The organism is Corynebacterium tuscaniense DNF00037 (assembly GCF_000759055.1).
GTDB lineage: Bacteria > Actinomycetota > Actinomycetes > Mycobacteriales > Mycobacteriaceae > Corynebacterium > Corynebacterium tuscaniense.
Genome location: NZ_JRNG01000049.1, coordinates 1 through 21,703, shown reverse-complemented (window position 1 = coordinate 21,703; position 21,703 = coordinate 1). Strand labels below are relative to the sequence as shown.

Here is a 21,703-nt window from a genome sequence, read left to right as displayed (position 1 = left end):
GAGCGGGCTGCACAAACAGGCGAAGGCCAGAAGGAATCTAGAGCGTCTTCGGTGCCGGGATTTCTTCGGTCTCGCCGGTCTCCTCGTAGCGGGTGAGGATGTCGATGCGGCGCTGGTGGCGCTCCTCCACCTGGTGGTCAGGGCCAATGCCGACGAAAGCGTCGACGATGGCGAGGGTCTCCTCCAGCGAGTGCATGCGCCCACCAATGCCGATGAGCTGGGCGTTGTTGTGCTCGCGGGCGAGCTGCGCGGTCTCAACCGACCAGGCGAGAGCGCAGCGTGCGCCCTTCACCTTGTTCGCGGCGATCTGCTCACCGTTGCCGGAACCGCCGAGGACGAGGCCGAGGGACTCCGGGTCGGCGACGGTCTTCTCAGCTGCGGCGATGCAGAAAGCTGGGTAGTCGTCGGCGGCGTCGTACTCGTGTGCACCGCAGTCGATGACCTCAAAGCCCTTGGCCTTGAGGTGCTCTGCGATCTGGTTTTTCCGCTCAAATCCGGCGTGGTCTGCTCCAAGGTAAATACGCATGGTGCCTAGCCTACGGGAAATCCAACGGCAAGAGCAGGCAAGAGCAGGCTAGGCTCAATCTGGTTAGACCTGCGGGTCCTCAGTGCGGGAGCGCTTGAGCTCGAAGAAGTAGGGGTAAGAGGCGAGGCCGATGGCGTGGTCGAAGAGCTCGCCGGCTTCTTCACCGGTAGGCACGCGGGTGATCACGGGACCGAAGAAGGCATTGTCGCCGAGTTTGATGACGGGGGTGCCTACCTCGTCGCCGACTTCGTCCATGGCGGACTGGTGGTAGGTGCGGAGCTGAGCATCGAAGGAGTCCGAGTTGGCTACAGAAGCAAAGGAGGCGTCCAGGCCGACCTGTTCAAGGGCCTGGGCGATCACGGCATCGTAGGCGCCGTAGCCCTGCTTGCCGCTTTCGCCGCCGGGGTGGATGAGGGTGCCCATGGCGGTGTAGAGCTCGTCGATCTTCTCAGGTGCTTCGGCTTTCACTTTGGCGAAGACGCGGGCGGGACCCCAGTTGGCTTCCATCTTGGAGGCGTAGTCGGTGGGGAGGTCGCGGCCGTCGTTAAGCACGGAGAGCGACATGGGCACCCAGTCGACGCTGATGTCGCGGACTTTTTCTACTTCCTTGACCCAGCGGGAGGTGAGCCAGCAGAACGGGCAGGATACGTCGAACCAGAAGGTTACTTTTTGAGTCATGGCCCCAAGGGTACGTTGGAACGCATGAAGGCAAATCTGTTTCGATCTGACGCACAGCACCGCGCGGAGCTCATCAGCAACGTGCACTACACCGTTGACCTCGACATTACGGGCGCGGACACATTCACGTCCCGCACGAAGGTGACGTTTGAATCGAAAGCGGGTGAGACGTTCTTTGACCTCATTGCGGATAGCTTCGAGGCAACGCTCGACGGCACGCTTATCGACGAGCGAAATCTCACGCTTTCGCCCGGCCCCCACGAACTGATCGTCGAGGCAACCCACACGTACTCCCGCACGGGCGAGGGCCTGCACAAGTTCACGGACCCGGCTGACGGCAAGGACTACCTGTACACCCAGTTCGAGCCGGCGATGGCCATGCGTACTTTCGCGTGCTTTGACCAGCCCGACCTCAAGGCGACCTATGAGATTGCGGTGACCGCGCCGAAGCGCTACGTGGTGGTGCTCAACGAGGCGGTGGTGCGCACCGACAACGGCGACGGCACGGCCACGACCCGGACGAAGCTCGACTACCCGCTGTCGACCTATCTCATTTGCGTGTGCGCTGGTGAGTTCGAGCGTGTTTCTGACACGTACACCTGTACAGATAACGGCAAGGAGCGGACGATCGAGCTTGGCCTGTACGCCCGCGCGAGCCTCATTCCGCATATGGATTCGGAGCGCCTGTTCAAGCAGACGAAGGACGGATTCGATTTCTACCATGAGAAATTCGGTCGCACCTATCCGTTCGGCGACAAGTACGACCAGATTTTCTGCCCTGAGTACAACATGGGCGCGATGGAGCACGTCGGTGCGGTGACCTACCGGGACGAGTACGTTTTCACGTCCGAGCCGACTCCTTACCGTCTTGAGCGCCGCAACGACACGATCCTCCACGAGATGGCCCACATGTGGTTCGGCGACCTGGTCACCATGAAGTGGTGGGATGATCTTTGGCTCAACGAGTCGTTTGCCACGTGGTCCGCCGCGACAGCCCAGGTGGGCATCGGCGAGTACCCGGAGGCGTGGACCACGTTTGCCGCGGTGGAAAAAGCATGGGCTTATAACCAGGACCAGTTGCCGTCTACGCACCCGATCGCGGCGGATGCGCCTGATATTGAGACTGCGGAGCAGAACTTCGACGGCATCACCTACGCCAAGGGCGCCAGCGTGCTCAAGCAGCTTCAGGCTTATGTCGGCTACGACGAGTTCTTCGCTGGGGTTCGCACTCACTTCGACAATCACGCCTACTCCAATGCGGAGTTCGCGGATTTGCTCGGGGCACTCGAGGAGGCGTCGGGGCGCGATCTGTCCGACTGGGCGCAGCAGTGGCTGCGCACCACCGGCGTGTCCCGTCTGCGCCCGGAGATCTCCGCGGACAGCTTCGCCGTTGTGCAAGAGTCCGATGTGTTGCGCACGCACCGGGTCCGTGTCGGCCTGTATTCGCTTGACCGTGGCTCCGTCACCCGCACCAAACAAGTCGAACTGGATGTCTCCGGTGAGCGCACCGAGGTCCCTGAGCTGGCGGGTGTGGAGCACGACCTCGCGCTGGTCAACGACGATGACCTCACCTACTGCCTCATGGGCCTGACCGAGGAGCACCAGCGTTTTGCTTTGGAACATCTCGGCGACATTGAGGATTCTCTCGCGCGCACTCTCGTGTGGTCGTCGTTGTGGGAGTCCGTTCGTGACGGTTTCCTGCCCGCGCGTCAGTTTGTTCAGCTGGTGGCACGCTTTGCCCGCCAGGAGACTCACCCGAGTGTGCAGGAGCGTCTGCTCGCGCAGGCCACCCAGGCAGTGAAGCAGTACGTTGCTGACGGCTGGCACGCCGAGGGCATGGCGCTGCTCAACACTGCTTTCCGGGGCGCTGAGCCCGCTGTTGTCTTCGACCGTGCCCTGGCCCGTCTTACCCCGGACAAGGAGACGGTGGATTACTTCACCACACTGCTGGAGACCTCAGATAACCAGGAAACGCGCTGGCTCGCGCTGACGAACCTTATTGCGGCGGGAGAGTTGCCGGTATCAGCTGCCGAGGAGGAAAAGGACTCTACCTCGGAGGGGGCGGTGTCGAGGCTGAGGGCGCAGGCGAGCGTCGATAAGCGTTGGGCATGGGACAAGCTGGTGAGCGAGGACCTCACCAACCTCGAATCCCGCTACCTGATGGATGGCCTGACCTTCACCCGCGAGGGTCTGGAGGGCTTGACCGACGAGTACTTCCGCGTGGCGCCACAGCTGTGGGAGCGGCTGTCCAATGAGATGGCGCAGCGCACCCTCGAGGGCATGTACCCGCTGTGGGATGTCTCGGAGGAGGCGATCGCGAAGGCGGATGAATTCCTGGCTGGTGAGATTCCTGCTGGTCTGCGTCGCATCATCTCTGAAGGCCAGGACCGTGTGGCCCGCGCACTGCGGAACCGCGCGGTGGACGCACAGTCCTAGAGCTTGGCCAGGGCCTGGTCGAGATCGGCGATCAGGTCCTCAACATCCTCGATGCCGACGGAAATGCGCACGAGCGTCGGCGGCACCTCGAGGGCCGAGCCAGCAACGGAAACGTGCGTCATGGTGGCGGGGTGCTCGAGCAGGCTCTCCACGCCGCCGAGGGACTCCGCTAGGCAGAACACCTTGGTAGAGCGACAGAAGGTTTTAGCCTGCTCCGCGGTGTTAAAGGCTACGGAAACCATGCCGCCGAAGCGGGTCATCTGGCGGGCGGCGATCTCATGGCCTGGGTGATCCTCCAGGCCCGGGTAGTAGACGCGGGCGACCTTGTCGGAGGCCTTCAGGTGCTTGGCCACGGCCTCGGCATTGTCGCAGTGCTTGTCCATGCGCACGCTCAGCGTCTTCAGGCCGCGGCCAGTGAGGTAGGTATCAAAGGGGGATGGGATAGCACCGACCCAGCCAAAGAAGAAGCGGAGCTGGTCCTCGAAGTCGTTGAGGGCATCGAAGCTGGCGGCGGTCACGCCGGTGACGCCCTGGGAAGTGGAATCGGCGGGGCGGTTCGCACACACCACACCGCCGATGACGTCGGAGTGGCCACCGATGTACTTGGTGGTTGAGTGCAGTACCACATCCGCGCCGAGCAGCAGTGGCTTCTGCAGGTAGGGGGAGGCAAAGGTGTTGTCCACCACAAGGGTGGCATCACCCTTAATGGCAGCGATGGCCTGAATATCGGCGATGGACAGCAGCGGGTTGGTCGGGGTTTCTACCCAGATGACCTTGGTGTTGTCCTGGATGGCGCCGGCAATCTCGTCGGTGTTGGTGATGTCCACGGGGGTGTTCTCAATCCCCCACTGGCTGAAGATCTGCTGGATGAGGCGGTAGGTGCCGCCGTAGGCGTCGTTACCAATGACGATGTGGTCGCCCGGCTTGAGCAGGATGCGCAGCACCGAGTCCACTGCGGCCATGCCGGAGGCGAAGGCGACGCAGTAGTCGGCCTTCTCCAGCGCGGCCACGGTCTTCTCCAGCGCCGTGATGGTCGGGTTGCCCACGCGGGTGTACTCGTAGCCATTGCGGGTCACTGCCAGGTCATCCTGCGCGAAGGTCGTCGATGCGTAGATCGGGGTGTTGATCGACCCGTAAAGGGAATCCGGCTCGTATCCGGCGTGGATGGAGTCGGTGCTGAAACCTGAACGAGTGTGCTCGGCCATGGGGTCCTTTCCTGGTGGGCTTCGGGGGGACGTCGATAAGCACAATAGACCAAGCTGTCCACTTTGGCCGACGGCGCGGTCGATTTAGATTCACGGCTAAGGTGAACGGTGTGGACACAATGTATGAGGCACTTGGTGGAGACGCCTTCTTCAGGCGCCTAGTTTCCGGCTTCTACCAGCAGGTCAGGAAAGATGATCTCATCGGGCCGATGTACCCGGAGGATGATTGGGACGGAGCCGAGGATCGCCTGCGCTGGTTTCTTGCGCAGTACTGGGGCGGTCCAACCACCTACAATGAGCAGCGCGGGGCGCCGATGCTGCGTCGCCGCCACCTCCCGTACCCCATCGGAATGGCGGAGGCGGAGCGCTGGCTTGAACTAATGAATCGCTCGCTGGACCAGTTCACGGCGGAAGAGCTCAACGAGGAGCAGCGCGGCGCGCTGGTCAACCACATGGAGCGCGTGGCCTACATGACTATCAACCAGCCGGGCGAACACCCGGGCATGCCCACCCAGCGGAACCTGCTGTAAGTCCTCGGCAAAAACGGCAACACGATAGTTTTGGGGAACTAGCATGTTCCCCATGCCATCAACGTCGACTTCCCCGTCTCAGACTTTGCTCGCCGTCGTGCCCGGGCTTATCGACGCCGGCGTGGCCCCCGCCCCCTGCGCCGCCGTGGACGTTGCCGCCTTTGATTTCAACGCAGCCCAGATGCAGCAGCGCGCCAAAGGGTTGCCCATCCGGGTGGCATCAAAATCCCTCCGCAGCGTGGCTGCCCTACGCCGGGCACTGTCCCACCCCGGCTTCCACGGCATTTTGTCCTACAGCGTGCCAGAGGCAATTCATCTTGCCCGCGAGGGTTTCGATGACATCGTGGTCGCCTACCCTTCCGTGAACAAGGCGGCGCTGAGGGAGCTGGCTGGCGATGAGCAGTTGCGCAGCACCATCACCGTGATGGTGGACTGCGTGGAGCACCTGGACCTGATCAGCTTTGCGGTGCAGGACGCCGGCAACCCGGGCCCCGTGCGGGTAGCCATTGACCTGGACTGCACTTTGCACCTGCCCGGCCTAGTCATCGGGCCACGCCGCTCCCCCATCCGCACACCGGAACAAACCGATGAGCTGGCACGCCAGATCACAGCGCGGAAGGAACTCACCCTGGTGGGGCTCATGGCCTACGAAGGTCAGGTGGCCTCCGTCGCGGATGCGGAACCAGGCATTCCCGGCGCGGTGAAGCGATGGCTGCGCACCACCTCCATGGACCAGCTCGGTCCACGCCGGGCGGAGTGCATTGCTGCGGCCCGCCAGCACGCAGACTTGGAGTTCGTTAACGGTGGCGGTACTGGGTCGCTAGATGTCAGCGCGGCCGAGGGGACGCTGACGGAGCTCGCGGCCGGCTCCGGGTTTTACACACCCGTCATCTTTGACCACTTCGCCGACATCAACCACAAACCAGCCGCGTTTTTCATCTGCCAGGTCTCACGCATCCCGGCGCCTGGCTGGGTAACGGTGAATTCGGGCGGATGGATCGCTTCCGGCCCGCCGGCGACAGATCGCGTGCCCGTCCCGGTGCATCCAGCCGGGTTGCGGTACTCCGCCACTGAAGGCGCGGGTGAGGTGCAAACTCCACTCCACGGGCCTGCCGCCAGCAGTCTGGGTGTGGGCGACACCGTGTGGTTCCGCCACGCGAAAGCAGGCGAAATGACCGAGCACGTCGATGACATCATCGCCGTCTTTCCGGACGGCACAACCGAAACATGGGACACCTACCGCGGACAAGGGTGGACACTGCGATGACACATACACCGGAAAAGCGCACCAACCAGCGTTTTAGCAACTGGTCTGGCTCCGTCAACACCAACCCAGACGCCTTTTACTACCCCGCCACCATCGCCGAGGTGCAGCACATTATCCGCACTCTGCCCGCTGGCCAGCGCGTGCGCGCGGTCGGCGGCGGGCACTCCTTTACCCCGGTGGCTGCCGGCGCGCAGGCGATGATCAGCCTGGACAAACTCGCAGGCATTATCAACGTGGACCGCGAGAGAAAGCGCGTCCGTTTCCTCGCCGGCACGCGCCTGTACCGCGTCCCGGAGTACCTGCAGCCTTTCGGCCTCGCGCTGGCCAACCAGGGCGATATTGATAACCAGTCCGTCGCCGGCGCGATCTCCACATCCACCCACGGCACCGGCATCGAGTGGACCGGGTTCGCGGGCACAGTCACGGGCCTTTCGCTTATCGACGCCACCGGGACCCTCCGCACCTACTCCATCGACGACGATCCGGACCTGCTGCGCCTCATCGCTGTCTCCGTGGGTGCTCTGGGCATCATCGTCGAGGTGGAAATGCAGTGCGTTGACGCCTTTGACCTTCTGGCGCGCGAGACCAGCGACAACTTGGATGATGTCTTGGATAGCTGGGATGAACGCACTCGTGCCGTCGATCACTTCGAGGCCTTCTGGTTCCCGCACACGGACAAGGCGATGATCAAGAACAACACCCGCCTGGCTCCGGGTGAGCCAGCACCGGGTGGTGAGCCGAAGAAGCGCGGCCGCATCACCCAATTCATTGAGGATGACCTGGTGGGCAACGGTGCTTTCGCCGCCGCACTCACGGTTGCGCGCATCGCACCGAAGACCACAGCATTCCTCAACGGCATTGCCACCGATGCCATGGCGGCCAACACCTACCGCTCCCGTGCTCATGAGGTCTTTGCCACCCCGCGCCGCGTGCGCTTCCACGAAACCGAATTCGCCGTGCCTCTCGCCGATGGCCCGGAAACGGTCCGCGAAATCCGCCGAGAAATCGACCGGCGCGGATGGCTCATCCCCTTCCCGTTGGAGCTGCGCTCCACTGCCGCAGATGATGTGGCGCTGTCCACCGCTAACGGGCGTGAATCGATGTACATCGCCTTCCACGTCCCCCGCGCGATGAACCCGCACGACTACTTCCCCCACATCGAGCCCATCTTCATCGCTGCCGGCGGCCGACCCCATTGGGGCAAAATGCACACCCGCGGCCGGGAATTCTTCGCACAGGCCTACCCACGTTTCGACGAATTCTGCACCCTCCGCGAAACCATGGACCCCACCCGCACATTCGGGTCCCCGCACCTGACGCAGCTTTTCGGCTAGCGCCGAAAAGCTGCGTAAGAATAATTGGGTAAGAAGAGGGAAAGTTAAAGGCTAAACGGCTTCTAGAACAGCAGGTTAAGTGCCGTGGAGTGATACACGCTGCCGAAAGGTGCGTCCATGCGCACCCACCTGCCAGCCGTGGCAATCCGCAGGTGACGCGGCAGTTCCGCAGGGGCACCAGGACCGGGGATAAAGCCCAAGGACGTGCACGTGAAAATCATGCGCATAGGCACGTTCACGGTGCTCTCCCCGGTTTCTTGGTCGGCGTCCACGGTCAGCACCGTCTGGTTCAGCAAGGACCGCGGCGGGCCCAGTGGTCCGGAAAACTGACGGGCCAAACGGCGCCCCTGATCAGCCAGATCACGCACAACAGCGACGGGGACAACGTCGCGCTCCACAAATCCTTCGGCTGGGGGGAGGGCGCCGGGCCAGCGCGAGTCACGGGCAGGACCGATCTCGGTGCGCTCGGCTGCAAGAGCAGTATCAAGATCTTTCAGGGCCACGACCGCTTTGTCTCGGGACACCGTTCCTCTCACCCGGCGCGCAGCTAAACAGTCGAAGGGGGTGGTGACAAAGATGTCGAGGGAGCCGTCCCCGCGATCGTCGATACGCACTGAGGCGTCCTCATCCAACGACAATGCGCGGGAGGTGAGGGCCTTCAGCCCTGATGCTCCCGCGCTGATTGCGAGCTTTTCGATGATTACTCGCCCGTACCCGAGGTGAGAATCCCACGCTCCTGCTGCGTGATCTCACGCGGCGCTGCAGTGGAAAGATCCACAGCCACCAGCACTGTCTTGACCACACCGCACACATTTCCGTGGCGGTCCTTCAAATCCTGCGTGGTTTTGAAAGAAGTGTTCCCAATCTCCGTCACAGTGGTATCCACTGTGACCTGCTTGGTGTCTGGCATCACTGGGCGGAGGTAGTCCACCTCAACGTGGCGGACAAACACACCGAACTCCTGCTCTTGGTCCGCGAAATTCTGCTGCATGAAAGCAATACGCGCTTCCTGCGAGATGTCCACGAACTTGCAGTTGTTCAGGTGCCCGTACCGGTCATAGTCGTTCCAACGCAGCGGAATGACCTGGGTATCTGAAAGAAGGTTGCTCATAGTGAATGTCCTTTCTTCACAGATCTTTAGCGGGTGAGCTTACGGTGGGTGACGCGAGACGGCTTGGCTGCTTCCTCACCGAGGCGTTCAACCTTGTTGGCCTCATAGTCACCGAAGTTACCCTCGAACCAGAACCACTTGCCCTCTTCGACGTTGCCCTCCCACGCGAGGATGTGGGTACAGGTGCGGTCCAGGAACCAGCGGTCGTGCGAAATCACCACAGCACAGCCAGGGAACTTCTGCAGCGCGTTTTCAAGGGAACCCAGGGTTTCCACATCGAGGTCGTTCGTCGGCTCATCGAGAAGGATCAGGTTGCCACCCTGCTTGAGTGTCAGCGCCAAGTTCAGACGGTTGCGCTCACCACCGGAGAGAACCTTCGACGGCTTCTGCTGGTCTGGACCCTTGAAACCGAAGGCAGACAGGTATGCGCGCGACGGCATTTCGTTCTGGCCAACGTGGATGTAATCCAGCCCGTCGGAGACAACCTCCCACACGGTCTGCTCCGGGTCGATGTTCTCGCGGTTCTGGTCAACGTAGGAGATCTTCACGGTATCGCCGATCTCCACCGTGCCCGAGTCCGGCTCTTCAAAACCAACAATGGTTTTGAAGAGGGTGGACTTACCCACACCGTTCGGGCCAATCACACCCACGATGCCGTTGCGCGGCAGGGTGAAGGTGAGGTCCTTGATCAGCGTGCGACCATCGAAACCCTTGTTCAGGTTCTTCACCTCGACGACCTTGTTGCCCAGGCGCGGCGGGGTAGGAATCTGAATCTCTTCAAAGTCGAGCTTCTTGTACTGCTCCGCCTCGGCTGCCATCTCCTCGTAACGCTCCAGACGAGCCTTGTTTTTCGCCTGACGTGCCTTCGGCGAAGAACGCACCCACTCGAGCTCGCTCTTCAGACGCTTCTGCAGCTTCTGGTCCTTCTTACCAGCAACCTCAAGGCGCTCAGCTTTCTTCTCCAGGTAGGTGGAGTAGTTACCTTCATACGGGTAGAGCTTGCCGCGATCAACCTCACAGATCCACTCAGCGACGTTGTCCAGGAAGTAGCGGTCGTGCGTAATCGCCAGCACCGCACCCGGGTAAGACTGCAGGTGCTTCTCCAGCCACAAAACGCTCTCGGCATCGAGGTGGTTCGTCGGCTCGTCAAGTAGCAACAAATCCGGCTCAGACAAAAGCAGCTTGGCCAGGGCAACGCGGCGGCGCTCACCACCGGAAAGGTTGGTCACCGGCGCATCAGACGGCGGGCAGCGCAGTGCCTCCATCGCCTGCTCAATCTTGGAGTCCACCTCCCATGCGTCCGCAGCATCCAGCTCCTCCTGCAGTTTGCCCATTTCCTCCATGAGCTCATCGGAGTAGTTGGTTGCCATCTCAGCAGCGATCTCCTCGAAGCGCTGCTTCTTTTCAAAGATCTCTCCCAAGCCCTCTTCGACGTTCTCCCGAACCGTCTTTTCCTCATTCAACGGCGGCTCCTGCAGCAGGATGCCCACAGTGGCACCGGGATCCAGGAAAGCCTCACCGTTATTCGGCTGATCAATGCCAGCCATGATCTTCAGCAAGGAGGACTTACCTGCACCGTTCGGGCCAACGACACCAATCTTGGCGCCGGGGTAAAAGGCCATGGTGGCATTGTCCAGAATGACTTTTTCACCGACGGCCCTGCGAACGTTTTTCATCGTGTAGATGAACTCAGCCACTAGCGTCCCCTTCTCTCGCATTTCATGCGTTGTGGTGGAAGTTTAAAAACCACCTCAAAGGGTACATCACCCCGGTGACAAGCTGGGCGGCCCCGTCTCACCTCGGTACCACCCCGCTTGTCACCCGGCGGCGGTGCGCCATCACCCGGCCATCGCCGGCCGCGGCCTTTCCTGATTCAAGCCCTGTCGCCCGCTGATCACGCCGTCACGTGCCTGGTTACCGGACGGCTGAACAGACTGCCCAGCCTGTTCTGGCTGGCTTTCCCCGGAGTCCTCCTGGACACCCTCTGCCTCCTTGGAATTCTGTGTCACGGTCACGCCGTGCTTTCTACCGAACTCCTCTGCGGTGAGGAGTTTCACCTTGTCGATGCCATCCGGTGTGTGCTCCTGAGACGCGGTGCTACGGGAAGCTACTTGGTGGCGGCTCAACTCCAGAGCGATTTGGTTGGCTTTGATGATGTGCTTGTAGCGGGTCACGTTCTCTTTGTCCGTCCACTTTTCGGAAACGAGACGGCCCGAGACGATGATAGGCATGCCCTTCCGCAAAGAAGCGTTTGTGTTCACGGCTAGCTGCCCCCAGCACTCAACATCGATGTAGAGGATGTCGGTGTCCGCCCACATGTTGTTGCCACTGGTATCCACGCTGTCCGTGCGCACACGACGGCTGGAGGCGAGGCGCAGACGGGTGAGGAAGGAACCGGTGTTAAAAACCATGCTCACCGGATCTTCAATGAGGTTGCCCGACAGTGTGATGGGTAGATACGTCATTACAGTGTCCTTTCAGAAATGTTGTTGTGGTGTTGCGTGTACTTTTCGCCCCGCTCCCGCATCCGGGAAGAGGGGCACCACCAACGCTTCCTCAACAACGCAAATCGCGCGAATTCAGCCCAAAAAACCTGTGGATAACCCAAAAAAGATTCCACAGGCTGACCCCTACTAGGCGCCCGATTTACACGAGAGCAAAGCGCCCGAAATGCCACACCAACTACTGGCGTGGCCGACCCCCGTGCCCCTGCGAGTACTGCGCTAGCAGCTCGTTGTAAGCGCGCCACTCCTCATCATCGTTTTCCTCTTCGCGCAGGTCACGGGCCTTCGCCTCAGCACGATCCTCACGCAACCAGCCGACGGCGAGGTAGAGGAACACCACCGCCATGGGGAAACTTCCGGCGGCCCAGCCGATGCCGGCGCCGACTTTTTGGTCGCGCAAAAAGTCAGGGTTCCATGGAAGAGCAAGATTTTCGTAAAAAGTTTCCCCCAAAACCAAATTCAACTGCATGAGGTACACGCCCATGAAAAGGTGGACGGGCATAGAGAAGACAAACCAAGCAAAACGAACTGGCGTTGGCTTCCTGTTTGGAATGCGGTCTGGGCCGATGAGTTCCCAGAAGTAGAAATAACCGGACACCAGAAATGCGGCGTTCATGAGCACATGTCCGGCATGTTCAGACACCGCCACCTGATAGAAGGCCGGGTAGACGTACAGCACGTAGAAGACAACAAGGAACTGCACCGTGGACACCGGCGGGAAGGTGAGCACGCGGACAAGCTGAGATTCCTCAAAAGCCTTGACCCATGCGTGTGGCCCGAATTCATCCTCCGGGTAGGCACGTTTGATCAGGGTCAACGGTGCACCCAGCGCCAAGAAGACGGGCGCGCCCATGGACAAAATCATGTGCACGACCATGTGGACAGAAAACGCAGCCGGCATGTACATGCCCAGGCCGGAAGACATGGTCACTGCGATCGTCGCGCAGCCCGCGAGCCACCACGCCGTGCGGGATCTTTCCCACCCGCTCACACGGCGCAACAAGTGCAGGTAATACACGGCCAGCAGAATTGCGATGACGGAGAACAGCACCTCTGGGCGCCAGATCGTCCACACGTTGGTAAACGTCGGTGCCTCGTAGAGGTTGTAGCCCATCTTCACCTGCATCTGGGTCAAGTCCGTCACCACCGGAGTAGGTGGCGGGGTGCGACCCATCGATACAGCCACGCCGGTGACAGCGGCCATGACCACTGCCTCCACCAGCGCTATACGACGGAAAAGCTCAGGCCGTTCCTGCAAGTGCGGGATAGTCAGTTCGCGGTGTGCGAAACCAAGTAGCCCCAACACCACCAACCCGACGGCTTTAGCTAGGACGGTGGCACCGTAGGCGGTGGCCAAAAGATCGTCGATACGCACTCTGATGAGCGCATTGATCACACCCGAAATGGCCACCGCAAAGTAGGCGAACAGCGCGATGCGCGAATACCGCGCGACAGCTTGCGGCATGTGGGGCCCGAGCCTGCGACCATGCGCAATGAGCGCGAGCAGACCCCCCACCCAGACGAGCATGAACACGAGGTGCCAGAGGAAAGAGTTTGTGCCGTAATCATGGTTACCGCCCGCCGCGGAGTGACCGGACATACCTAACGGCATGATGGTGGCCAGGCTGCCGAGCAATAGCGCTACCTGCGATGACCAGCTGCCAGCCAGCAAGCCGTACACTGCCACTGCCGCAGCAAAAAGCGCGACGAGCAGCCAAATCTTCGCATCCGCCACGCGGTCCAGAGCCATTGCCCACATTTCAGGACTAAACAGCACGTCAGTAAGCGGTGTACCGGAAACATCCGAAAGCACCAGCGGAATCATGAACAACCCAATGAGCGCCACGCCAGCACTCGCCCACGCACCCGTGCGACCCGCGATGTGCCCGTCCACCGTGAGGCTCGCGCCGTGCAAATCCTTCTGATCAGGCGGAATGAGGAAAGCAGAAAACATAAAGGAACCCGTTGCCAACGCCGCCAAGACCCATGCCGCCGCGCGCATCATCGGCAAGCCCACCGTGGTCAACGGCCCCGGATCCGGAATGCCCAACGCTGCCAGCGAATCACCGAGAAACACAAAAGACAGGGTTCCCGCCACCAACGCACTGATAAGCACCAACACCAGGTAGATCGGCCAAGCCACGCGCGCTGAAACACTCAAGGACATGCGTTAAAGCGTACAAGTTGCAATTGCTTATGAGCGACTCCCCCTACCACCCACCAACCCCTCCCCCAGCGTGCGTTACGATGATAAACACCAAGCCTCCATAGCTCAGTGGATTAGAGCATCCGGTTTCTACCCGGCTGGTCGCGGGTTCGAATCCTGCTGGGGGCGCAAATTTTTCTGCTGGTCAGGCAGTGTTTTCACCCATGTTTCACACCATCCGCCCCATCCGTGGGCGGATTTTTTATGCCCACCCCCTTGACAGCATATCGATTAGCGATATTATCGATTAACGACAACATCGAATATCGATAAGAAAGGATCGTCGTCATGAACACGTCCACCCCAACCCCGAACCCCGAACCCCGCCCACCAAAGGGCCGTGACCGCACAGATATCTCTCGGTTTGACGCTGTTGCCGTCGCCATCGCGCTCGTGTGGTTGCTACCAGAAATCATCGCGCTGGCAACGGATGGGACGATTTCCAGTCGCCTCTCCCCCGCCATCGAGGGCGGCCTGCACTTCGCTGATCTGTCTTCCGGCCCGCAGACCATGTTCGCTGTTGCCCTTGGTCTCAAATTCTTCTCACTTCTCTGCGCCGTGTTCCTCGTGACAAACAGCTTCACCGACATGGCAAAAGAGCAGGTATTTACCGAAAAGAACGCGCGGCGTCTCAACGCGGCAGGGATCAGCATCGCTGTCTTCTTCGTTGCCCGATTGGGCTTGGAAGGCATGGCCAATAACTGGGCCGCAGCTCAGCTCGGCGTTGACTGGTGGGGCGACCCGGGAACCGGCACCCCACTTTCTGAGCTCGCCCCGGCCCTGCTCCTCATCTTCGTTCTCAGCGCACTGGCCAGGATCCTGCGCCGTGGCGCGAAACTCGAAGAGGATGTTGATGGACTTGTCTAACCCCACCAATGAACCACGGGTGGTGTGCCACCTCGACGAGCTCATGGCTGCGCGCGGCATCACCGGCGCGGCACTTGCCGAACTGGTGGGCATCACACCCGTCAACCTCTCCGTCCTGAAAAACAACCGCGCGAAGGCCGTCCGCTTTAGCACCCTCGCCGCGATCTGCCAGGCTCTTGACTGTCAGCCGGGGGATGTCTTCTCGGTGAAGTAGGCTCGCAGGCATGAGTTTTCCTTCACCGTCCCACGACTCCTACGCCCTCATCACCGGCGCCAGCCAAGGCATCGGCGAGGCGATGGCGCGTGATTTTGCCAAAGCTGGGTATAACCTGATCGTCGTCGCAAGGCGAAAGGACGTGCTCGAAGCACTCGCCGCCGAGCTCGAGCAGGCACACGGCGTGGAAGTCATCGTTGCCGCGCATGATCTCTCCGTCACCGAAGACGTGGACAAGCTCCTTCAGCTTATCGACGCCTACCGGGTCTCCATCTGCGTCAACTCCGCCGGCATCGCCTCCTTCGGCCCCTTCATGGAACAAGACTGGGACTATGAGACGAACCAGTTCAACCTCAACGCCACCGCCGTCTTCCGCATCACCAAAGCTGTACTGGACCAGATGGTGCCGCGCGGTGAGGGCGCACTGTGCAACGTCGGTTCCGCCGCCGGCAACGTGCCCATTCCGAATAACGCCACCTACGTATTCACCAAGGCTGGCGTGAACGCTTTCACCGAGGCACTGCACTACGAACTGAAGAAGACCGGCGTGCACTGCACCCTCCTCGCTCCGGGTCCGGTGCGCGATGCCGTAGTGCCTGAAGCAGAACAATCCATCGTGGACAAAGTCGTCCCCGACTTCCTCTGGACCACCTATGAGTCCTGCTCCGCCGAAACCATCACCGCAATGATGAAGAACCGCCGCCGGATCACCCCAGGCCCACTGTCCAAAGCCATGGACTTCATCTCGTCCTTCGCCCCGCGTGGCGTGCTTGCCCCCGTCATGGGCTGGTTCTACGCAAAAATGGGATAGCGTTGTGCCCATGAATGAAGCACTCGCTGCTAAAGATAACCGCATTGTTTGGATCGACCTTGAAATGACCGGACTAGAACCGCAACGCCACGTGATCGTGGAAGTTGCAGCCCTGGTCACGGATGCGGACCTCAACATCCTCGATGAGGGCATTGACCTCGTTGTCCACGCCAGCGATGAGGAGCTCGCAAAAATGGATGACTTTGTCACCAACATGCACGAAACCTCGGGCCTCACCGAACACATCAAGGCTTCCACGATCACGGTGGAGGAGGCGGAAGCGGCGGTTCTGGAGCTCGTCGAGAAGCATTGCACTGGAATCCGCCCACCACTTGCCGGCAACTCCATTGCCACGGACCGCTCCTTCATCCGTGCATACATGCCGCGCCTGGACGAACGCCTGCACTACCGCATGATCGACGTGTCCACCATCAAGGAGCTCACCCGCCGCTGGTTCCCCGACACGTACTACAACCAGCCCGACAAAAACTTGTCCCACCGTGCGCTCGCCGACATCGTGGAATCCGTCCGCGAACTCGACTACTACCGCCGCTCCGTTTTCACTAACACGCCCGGCCCCGACACCGACAAAGCAGCAACATGCGCCCAGGAAGCCACGGGGCGCTACCAGCAGTTTTTGTAATTCAGACTAAGTGAACTAGAGTAAGTTTCCGCTGCGCAAACAGCGATGGTGGCTGTAGTTCAGCTGGTAGAGCACCAGGTTGTGATCCTGGGTGTCGCGGGTTCGAGCCCCGTCAGCCACCCCGAATGTCAAGGCCCTGCGCCATCCCGCGATTGGGATCGGCGCAGGGCCCTGCTCATGCCCCGAGCGGGCCGAAAACTAGGAAGACGTGTCGGCGTTGCCGGCCTTGATCGTCTCCCAGTCAATATTCCAGTAGCCCAAGCCATCCGTGCCCGGCAGTGTGCTGCCCTTAGTGTTCACAATCTTCACTGGGTCTCCGCGTTTGACGGTATCCATGTACCACTTAGCGTCTGTCGGCGTGGCGTTGATACAGCCGTGGGACACGTTGGTCTGTCCCAGCGCCCACGTTGCCCATGGGGCGGAGTGAACGTAGATGCCGGACCAGGACAGCTGGGTGGCGTAGTTCACGGGTGTGACGTAGCCACCAGATTCCAGGCTCAAACCGTAGGAGCGTGAATCCATCACCAGGCTGTCATGGCGATCCCCCACCACGTAGGTGCCATTCGGGGTGTCATAGCTGCCGTCGCGTCCCAGTGCGATGTTGAAAGATTTGATCTTTTCGCCGTTGCGGTACACCGTCAGGGTTTTTGTACTGTTGTCCACCTCAGTGAGGACCGCATCACCAATGGTGAAACTCGTTTCCGCGTCCTGCTGGCCATAGATGCCATTGCCAAAGTCTTTGCCGTACAGGTCGGCTTTCACAGTGACCTTCGTGCCCGGCTTCCAGTACTCCTTGGGGCGCCAGATGAGTTTGTTCGCCTCAAGCCAGTAGAAGCCACCCACTGTTTTATTGGATGTCTCAATCGTGATTGCGTCTTGCACTGCCTGACGGTCCTGCGGTGACACATCGAAGTAGAAGACCACGGCTTGGGCTACACCAACTTCAGATCCTTCAACCGGGCTGACAGAGCCAGCCATCTGCAGATTCGGGGTGACCGTGGTGAAACTAGCAATCGTCGCTGTTCCCTGCTTCGTCATGGCTTTCACCGTGTAGGTCCTGCCGTAGCCCAGTGGCTCTGCCGTCGTCCACTCGGTGTGGTCACTATTGAAGGAAGCTTCCACTTCCTTGCCGGACTCATTCGTGATGGTGACGCTGCGCAGGCCCGCTGGTGTCTTCACCGTCACCGGGATTCCGGGCTCCACTTCAGTCGCGCCATCTTTCACGGAGATGGTACCCGGGGTGTCTTTGACAGCCCCCTCTTCAACCTCGGTAGCCGCGTCACTACGGTCCAGGGCGCAACCCACTAACGCAGTACCCACGAGCACTGCTGCCACACTCGTGGCAACAACACGACGGATGTTCGACACCAACCACACCGGCTTACAGGACATGTTCCAACCAATTAACTTTCTGCCGCGCCCCGATACTGCTATCGGACTTCACCTTTATCAATCGCATATATTGCCTGGTTAGTTACATGTTTCCCCTCAAAGAGACTGCATGATCAACAGGGCGGATGAGCGACTATTCTGCCCGTAACCTTAATGCCAATCTCAGGATTGTCCTACTCGAAACCTCCACATCCACTAAGTCGTTATCGGATTGTTTTCCAACCCCCATAACACCCCTCCAACCAGGCGATTTCACCTATCGGATGTGTGGTGCTATATTTTTCTTTCGTTGCCTTTCAAGGCAAAGCGCCATTAGCTCAACTGGCAGAGCAACTGACTCTTAATCAGTGGGTTCGGGGTTCGAGTCCCTGATGGCGCACAGACGACGAGGTCATAGCACCCCCGGTGCTTGGCCTCGTCTTTCGTATCCGTATTTCTGCCGGCCAGACTAGGGTTAAGCGGTATGAGCACCACCCCAAAAAGGACGTCTACCCCCATCCATGCCGTGACTGTTTTTGCAGGAGCACGGGAGGCAACTGTGCCCGGGATGAACACTCTGGCCAGGGATTTTGGGGTGGCGCTTGCGCGGCGTGGCATCACGCTTGTGTATGGCGGTAGCCGGTTGGGTTTGATGGGGGCTGTCGCCCAGGGTGCGATTGAGGCAGGTGGCGCGACGGTGGGTATCATCCCGGAGCATCTTGCTGCGCATGAAATTGCGCATACGGGTCTCACCGAGCTCGTGTTCGTGGATACTCTCGCGCAACGCAAGGCCCTCATGGGTCAGCGGTGTGATGCTTTCGTTGCGCTCCCTGGGGGTACTGGCACGCTCGATGAGCTTTTCGACGAATGGACCAACCAACAACTCGGCCTCCACACCAAACCTATTGGCCTGTTAGGGGCTGAGTTTTGGCAGCCGTTGATTCAGATGGTTGACCACATGGTGTGCCATGGTTTTGTCCGCCAAGAGGACCGCGACAGCCTCGTTGTGGCGGATGATCCTGATGAGCTGTTGGATCTTCTGGCACAGTGGCGTCCGCAGCGCCCCCGGTGGACCCCTCCAGCCCACAAGACGCTGAGAAGCACGCGGTGTGAGTAGGGTTACTGGGTATGACTAAGGCTCTTGTCATTGTTGATGTTCAGAATGATTTCTGCCCCGGCGGTTCTCTCGCCACCGATCGTGGGGACGTAGTGGCAGAAAGCATTGCCCAGCTCCTAGCCACCAAGGCCAAGGATTATGACCACATTGTGGCCACCCAGGATTGGCACATCGATCCGGGCACGCACTTTTCTGACACCCCCGATTTCGTGGACACGTGGCCCGTTCACTGCGTTGCGGATTCAGAAGGCGCTGCCATGCGCGCCCCGCTTGCGAAGGAATCAGCCGCAGCCCTCATCGAAGAGTACTTCCGTAAAGGGCGGTATGAGGCGGCGTATAGCGGGTTCGAGGGGGCGTCGGCAAGCGATGATGTGCTTCTTGCGCAATGGCTCAATGAACGCGACGTGACACACATCGACATCGTGGGCATCGCGACAGATCACTGCGTACGCGCAACTGCACTTGATGGGCTGAGCGAAGGTTTCGACGTCCGCGTGCTCAGCAAATATTGCTCCCCCGTGAGTGAAGAGCGAGGCCGTGCAGCCTTGGATGAGTTGCGCGAATCCGGCGCAACCGTTGCCTAAAACAACAGCGTGCCCCTCAAACCCGGGGCGCGCATATATCTCTTGAGCTCTAGTTGCGCTCAGCGAGCAGACGCTGCAGCTCCTTGAGGTCCTTCTTCTTCTTGCGGTTGCTCGAAGACTTCAAGGCAACAAGCAACACAACAGCAACGGCGACACCAGCGAGCACCTTCTGAACCTTGTCGTCCTTCAGCTTGCCACTCACCTGCGCCTTAGCATTGTTAGCCAAGCTCTCCGGACGGGTGCGGTCAGCGATCTCATCGATCGTGCTGGCCAGGTTAACGCGGGTGCGCTCAATCTCGCGCTGAATATCGTTAATATCGCGTGCCACTTCCAACTCCCCTAAAGGTTTGTTCTTCTATCTCGTTCCCACAGTACTGTACCGAAGAATCGTGACGCAGTATCAGTTCAGGCAAGTACAGCACCAGTACAGTGGCGAATATGACTGAACAGAATCGTTTGAACATCGGTGACGCCGCCCCCGCCTTCACCCTCCCCAACGACAAGGGAGAAAACGTCTCCCTGTCTGACTACGCAGGTAAGCGCGTCATCGTGTACTTCTACCCGCGCGCTAACACCCCAGGCTGCACCCGAGAGGCATGCGACTTCTCCGAAAACCTCTCAGAGTTTGAAGACGCCTCCGTGGCAGTAGTGGGCATCAGCCCAGACACTCCGGAGAAACTGGCGAAGTTCCGCGCTGACCATGACCTGACCATCGAGCTACTCTCCGACGAGTCCAAGGAAGTCATGACGGCTTACGGTGCCTTCGGCGAAAAGAAGAACTACGGCAAAATCGTCCAGGGCGTCATCCGGTCAACCTTCCTCGTCGGCGCGGACGGCACGATTGAATCCGCCCAATACAACGTTAAGGCCACCGGCCACGTAGGACGCCTCCTGCGTGACCTCGACCTGAGCTAAACAGCCGACACCCCACACCCGTTTTTCTCACAGGGCGGCGCCCTGTACACTGTGAACCGCTCCGCGCCAAGGCCGATAGATACAGTGCATTACAGCGCGGACGCGCGCCCGTGGCGGAATTGGCAGACGCGCTGGATTTAGGTTCCAGTGCCGTAAGGCGTGTGAGTTCAAGTCTCACCGGGCGCACAAACCCCCTTGCCCCATCTCCGGACCTTGGGGCCTCAACAGTTTGATTGATAGAGTTTGGGTTGTGAGCGACCAAGACAATCAGGACAACCCGACTGAGCAACCTCCCCAACGCAAGCGTTTGCGGGTGCGCGCATGGCACGTGATCCTACTTGTTGTGGCTGTGGCGGTGAGCATCTTGTTGGCCAGTTGGCAGTGGTCGCGCTACACCTCCGGCACCGGATCACTACAAAACTTAGGCTACGCGCTGCAATGGCCAATGTTTGGCCTGTTCCTCGTCTACATCTACCGCGCCGGGATGAAGATGGAGAACGAGAAAATCGATGCCGAGAACGCCGGTAAGACCATGGATGCGCTCTATGAGGCGGATGCTGCCGCGTTCGGCGATCCGGACGCCGCGCCAGCTATGACAGAGATCAGCGAAGACTTCCTCCTGCACCGGAGCGAATTGAATGTAGAGGAGTTCAATGAGCTAAACACCCCCCGCCGGCGCCGCCACACCGAAGACTCCTTCTAAGACGTCTTCCACGAACCCCTAAGAACCCCTGAGACGCAGTGAACAACAGTAAAGGACATGGAACGATGAGCACTTCCCCGACGACCCCTGCCAACCCAGACGCTTCGGTCCCGCGCATTCACCCCGAACGCAAGCGTCGTGTGAAAACCGCGTTGACACTGTTTGCCATTGCGGCGTGGGTCACCGGTGTCATGCTGCTCCTGCTGTGCGCACGCATGATCATGGAGTACATCCTCCACATGGACGTTTCTAGCCTGAACTGGGTGGCTATCGCCCACGGCTGGGTGTACGCCTTGTTCCTCCTGGCCACTCTGAACTTGGGAATGAAGGCCCGCTGGTCCACCAAAACCTGGTTGGTCACGGCCCTGGCGGGTGTGGTTCCTTTCCTCTCCTTCTTCGTGGAACACTGGCGCCGCCAGGAAGTGACACAGGAATTCGCTCTCAACGAAAACTAGGGGACGCTAAAAGCACCTTCTGGAAAGATACTTGCCCCTACGGCGCAACTTTAGGGGTAAAGGTCAAACACATTCGAGATTGGCTTGTTTCCAATGGCTGACCTGAAAGAACGTCAACAGTTCATGCCCCGCAAGCTTAGACCTGCCCCCGCTGCCTGATCGCGTTAGACAATCCCACTGATGCCGAGACCAGGACCTCACGGCCTGTTTTTAGGCATGGCGAAAG

23 protein-coding genes and 4 tRNA genes are annotated in these 21,703 nt (G+C 60.0%); 17 read left to right on the top strand and 10 right to left on the bottom strand.

Annotation, left to right across the window (positions count from 1 at the left end):
* Positions 1–37: 37 nt before the first annotated feature.
* A complete protein-coding gene (locus HMPREF2129_RS09455; RefSeq protein ID WP_034665933.1) occupies positions 38–526 on the bottom strand; it encodes a ribose-5-phosphate isomerase in 489 nt (162 codons plus the stop codon).
* A 63-nt stretch (positions 527–589) separates the two neighbouring features.
* The gene (locus HMPREF2129_RS09450) at positions 590–1,204 is read right to left on the bottom strand and encodes a mycothiol-dependent nitroreductase Rv2466c family protein (protein WP_034665931.1); all 615 of its coding nucleotides are present in this window, start codon (positions 1,202–1,204) and stop codon (positions 590–592) included.
* A 24-nt stretch (positions 1,205–1,228) separates the two neighbouring features.
* On the opposite strand from HMPREF2129_RS09450, the gene pepN reads away from it, so the two are divergent.
* The gene (pepN, locus tag HMPREF2129_RS09445; RefSeq protein WP_034665928.1) at positions 1,229–3,640 is read left to right on the top strand and encodes an aminopeptidase N; all 2,412 of its coding nucleotides are present in this window, start codon (positions 1,229–1,231) and stop codon (positions 3,638–3,640) included.
* Here pepN and HMPREF2129_RS09440 read toward each other — a convergent pair.
* Entirely contained in the window at positions 3,637–4,845 is a 1,209-nt protein-coding gene (locus HMPREF2129_RS09440) for a cystathionine gamma-synthase (protein WP_034665926.1), read from the bottom strand. The genes pepN and HMPREF2129_RS09440 overlap by 4 nt on opposite strands.
* 119 nt (positions 4,846–4,964) lie before the next feature.
* Between HMPREF2129_RS09440 and HMPREF2129_RS09435 the strand changes: the two genes are divergently transcribed.
* From HMPREF2129_RS09435 to HMPREF2129_RS09425, 3 genes are read left to right on the top strand one after another with little or no spacing between them, the layout of a single operon-like run.
* Positions 4,965–5,375 (top strand): globin, encoded by a 411-nt coding sequence (locus HMPREF2129_RS09435; RefSeq protein ID WP_084576785.1) that lies wholly within the window; start codon positions 4,965–4,967, stop codon positions 5,373–5,375.
* Between the two features lie 52 nt (positions 5,376–5,427).
* A complete protein-coding gene (locus tag HMPREF2129_RS09430) occupies positions 5,428–6,642 on the top strand; it encodes an alanine racemase (protein ID WP_034665944.1) in 1,215 nt (404 codons plus the stop codon).
* A complete protein-coding gene (locus tag HMPREF2129_RS09425; RefSeq protein WP_034665924.1) occupies positions 6,639–7,976 on the top strand; it encodes a D-arabinono-1,4-lactone oxidase in 1,338 nt (445 codons plus the stop codon). Before HMPREF2129_RS09430 ends, HMPREF2129_RS09425 begins: the two co-directional genes overlap by 4 nt.
* 62 nt (positions 7,977–8,038) lie before the next feature.
* Here the strand turns inward: HMPREF2129_RS09425 and HMPREF2129_RS09420 are convergent, their stop codons facing one another.
* The 5 genes from HMPREF2129_RS09420 to HMPREF2129_RS09400 all read right to left on the bottom strand — a co-directional run bounded on the left by HMPREF2129_RS09420 (position 8,039) and on the right by HMPREF2129_RS09400 (position 13,758).
* Entirely contained in the window at positions 8,039–8,677 is a 639-nt protein-coding gene (locus HMPREF2129_RS09420; protein ID WP_034665921.1) for a hypothetical protein, read from the bottom strand.
* Positions 8,677–9,087 (bottom strand): acyl-CoA thioesterase, encoded by a 411-nt coding sequence (locus HMPREF2129_RS09415; RefSeq protein ID WP_034665919.1) that lies wholly within the window; start codon positions 9,085–9,087, stop codon positions 8,677–8,679. Before HMPREF2129_RS09415 ends, HMPREF2129_RS09420 begins: the two co-directional genes overlap by 1 nt.
* 26 nt (positions 9,088–9,113) lie before the next feature.
* Positions 9,114–10,784: an energy-dependent translational throttle protein EttA gene (gene ettA / locus HMPREF2129_RS09410; protein WP_034665917.1), complete on the bottom strand. Its 1,671-nt coding sequence runs from the start codon at positions 10,782–10,784 to the stop codon at positions 9,114–9,116.
* 141 nt (positions 10,785–10,925) lie between these two features.
* Entirely contained in the window at positions 10,926–11,552 is a 627-nt protein-coding gene (locus HMPREF2129_RS10700) for a single-stranded DNA-binding protein (RefSeq protein WP_052093103.1), read from the bottom strand.
* Positions 11,553–11,769: 217 nt separating this feature from the next.
* Entirely contained in the window at positions 11,770–13,758 is a 1,989-nt protein-coding gene (locus HMPREF2129_RS09400; protein ID WP_034665915.1) for a cytochrome c oxidase assembly protein, read from the bottom strand.
* A gap of 94 nt (positions 13,759–13,852) precedes the next feature.
* Here HMPREF2129_RS09400 and HMPREF2129_RS09395 point away from each other — a divergent pair.
* From HMPREF2129_RS09395 to HMPREF2129_RS09370, 6 genes are all read left to right on the top strand, one after another.
* Positions 13,853–13,926 (top strand) — tRNA-Arg (locus tag HMPREF2129_RS09395).
* A 159-nt stretch (positions 13,927–14,085) separates the two neighbouring features.
* Complete coding sequence (locus HMPREF2129_RS09390) at positions 14,086–14,664, top strand: DUF2975 domain-containing protein (protein ID WP_052093102.1); 579 nt, start codon at positions 14,086–14,088, stop codon at positions 14,662–14,664.
* Positions 14,651–14,878 (top strand): helix-turn-helix domain-containing protein, encoded by a 228-nt coding sequence (locus HMPREF2129_RS09385; protein WP_034665913.1) that lies wholly within the window; start codon positions 14,651–14,653, stop codon positions 14,876–14,878. The genes HMPREF2129_RS09390 and HMPREF2129_RS09385 overlap by 14 nt, the downstream gene beginning before the upstream one ends.
* 10 nt (positions 14,879–14,888) lie before the next feature.
* The gene (cmrA, locus tag HMPREF2129_RS09380; protein WP_034665910.1) at positions 14,889–15,689 is read left to right on the top strand and encodes a mycolate reductase; all 801 of its coding nucleotides are present in this window, start codon (positions 14,889–14,891) and stop codon (positions 15,687–15,689) included.
* A 10-nt stretch (positions 15,690–15,699) separates the two neighbouring features.
* On the top strand, positions 15,700–16,332 hold the full coding sequence (gene orn, locus HMPREF2129_RS09375) for an oligoribonuclease (RefSeq protein WP_034665908.1): 633 nt from the start codon (positions 15,700–15,702) through the stop codon (positions 16,330–16,332).
* A 48-nt stretch (positions 16,333–16,380) separates the two neighbouring features.
* Positions 16,381–16,453 (top strand) — tRNA-His (locus tag HMPREF2129_RS09370).
* 77 nt (positions 16,454–16,530) lie between these two features.
* On the opposite strand, the gene HMPREF2129_RS09365 is transcribed toward HMPREF2129_RS09370, so the two are convergent.
* On the bottom strand, positions 16,531–17,724 hold the full coding sequence (locus HMPREF2129_RS09365; protein WP_034665905.1) for a L,D-transpeptidase: 1,194 nt from the start codon (positions 17,722–17,724) through the stop codon (positions 16,531–16,533).
* Positions 17,725–18,030: 306 nt separating this feature from the next.
* On the opposite strand from HMPREF2129_RS09365, the gene HMPREF2129_RS09360 reads away from it, so the two are divergent.
* From HMPREF2129_RS09360 to HMPREF2129_RS09350, 3 genes are all read left to right on the top strand, one after another.
* Positions 18,031–18,103, top strand: a tRNA-Lys gene (locus HMPREF2129_RS09360).
* 84 nt (positions 18,104–18,187) lie between these two features.
* The gene (locus HMPREF2129_RS09355) at positions 18,188–18,820 is read left to right on the top strand and encodes an LOG family protein (RefSeq protein ID WP_084576783.1); all 633 of its coding nucleotides are present in this window, start codon (positions 18,188–18,190) and stop codon (positions 18,818–18,820) included.
* An 11-nt stretch (positions 18,821–18,831) separates the two neighbouring features.
* Positions 18,832–19,404, top strand: a complete 573-nt coding sequence (locus HMPREF2129_RS09350) for an isochorismatase family protein (RefSeq protein ID WP_034665903.1) — start codon at positions 18,832–18,834, stop codon at positions 19,402–19,404.
* 49 nt (positions 19,405–19,453) lie between these two features.
* On the opposite strand, the gene HMPREF2129_RS09345 is transcribed toward HMPREF2129_RS09350, so the two are convergent.
* Complete coding sequence (locus tag HMPREF2129_RS09345) at positions 19,454–19,732, bottom strand: DUF3618 domain-containing protein (protein WP_034665901.1); 279 nt, start codon at positions 19,730–19,732, stop codon at positions 19,454–19,456.
* Positions 19,733–19,842: 110 nt separating this feature from the next.
* Here HMPREF2129_RS09345 and bcp point away from each other — a divergent pair, with 110 nt between their 5' ends.
* The 4 genes from bcp (at position 19,843) to HMPREF2129_RS09325 (ending at position 21,477) form a co-directional block, all read left to right on the top strand.
* Positions 19,843–20,319: a thioredoxin-dependent thiol peroxidase gene (gene bcp, locus HMPREF2129_RS09340; RefSeq protein ID WP_034665899.1), complete on the top strand. Its 477-nt coding sequence runs from the start codon at positions 19,843–19,845 to the stop codon at positions 20,317–20,319.
* Positions 20,320–20,423: 104 nt separating this feature from the next.
* Positions 20,424–20,505 (top strand) — tRNA-Leu (locus tag HMPREF2129_RS09335).
* Between the two features lie 64 nt (positions 20,506–20,569).
* Entirely contained in the window at positions 20,570–21,022 is a 453-nt protein-coding gene (locus HMPREF2129_RS09330; RefSeq protein WP_052093100.1) for a hypothetical protein, read from the top strand.
* Between the two features lie 65 nt (positions 21,023–21,087).
* Entirely contained in the window at positions 21,088–21,477 is a 390-nt protein-coding gene (locus tag HMPREF2129_RS09325) for a DUF3817 domain-containing protein (RefSeq protein WP_052093099.1), read from the top strand.
* Positions 21,478–21,703 lie beyond the last annotated feature (226 nt).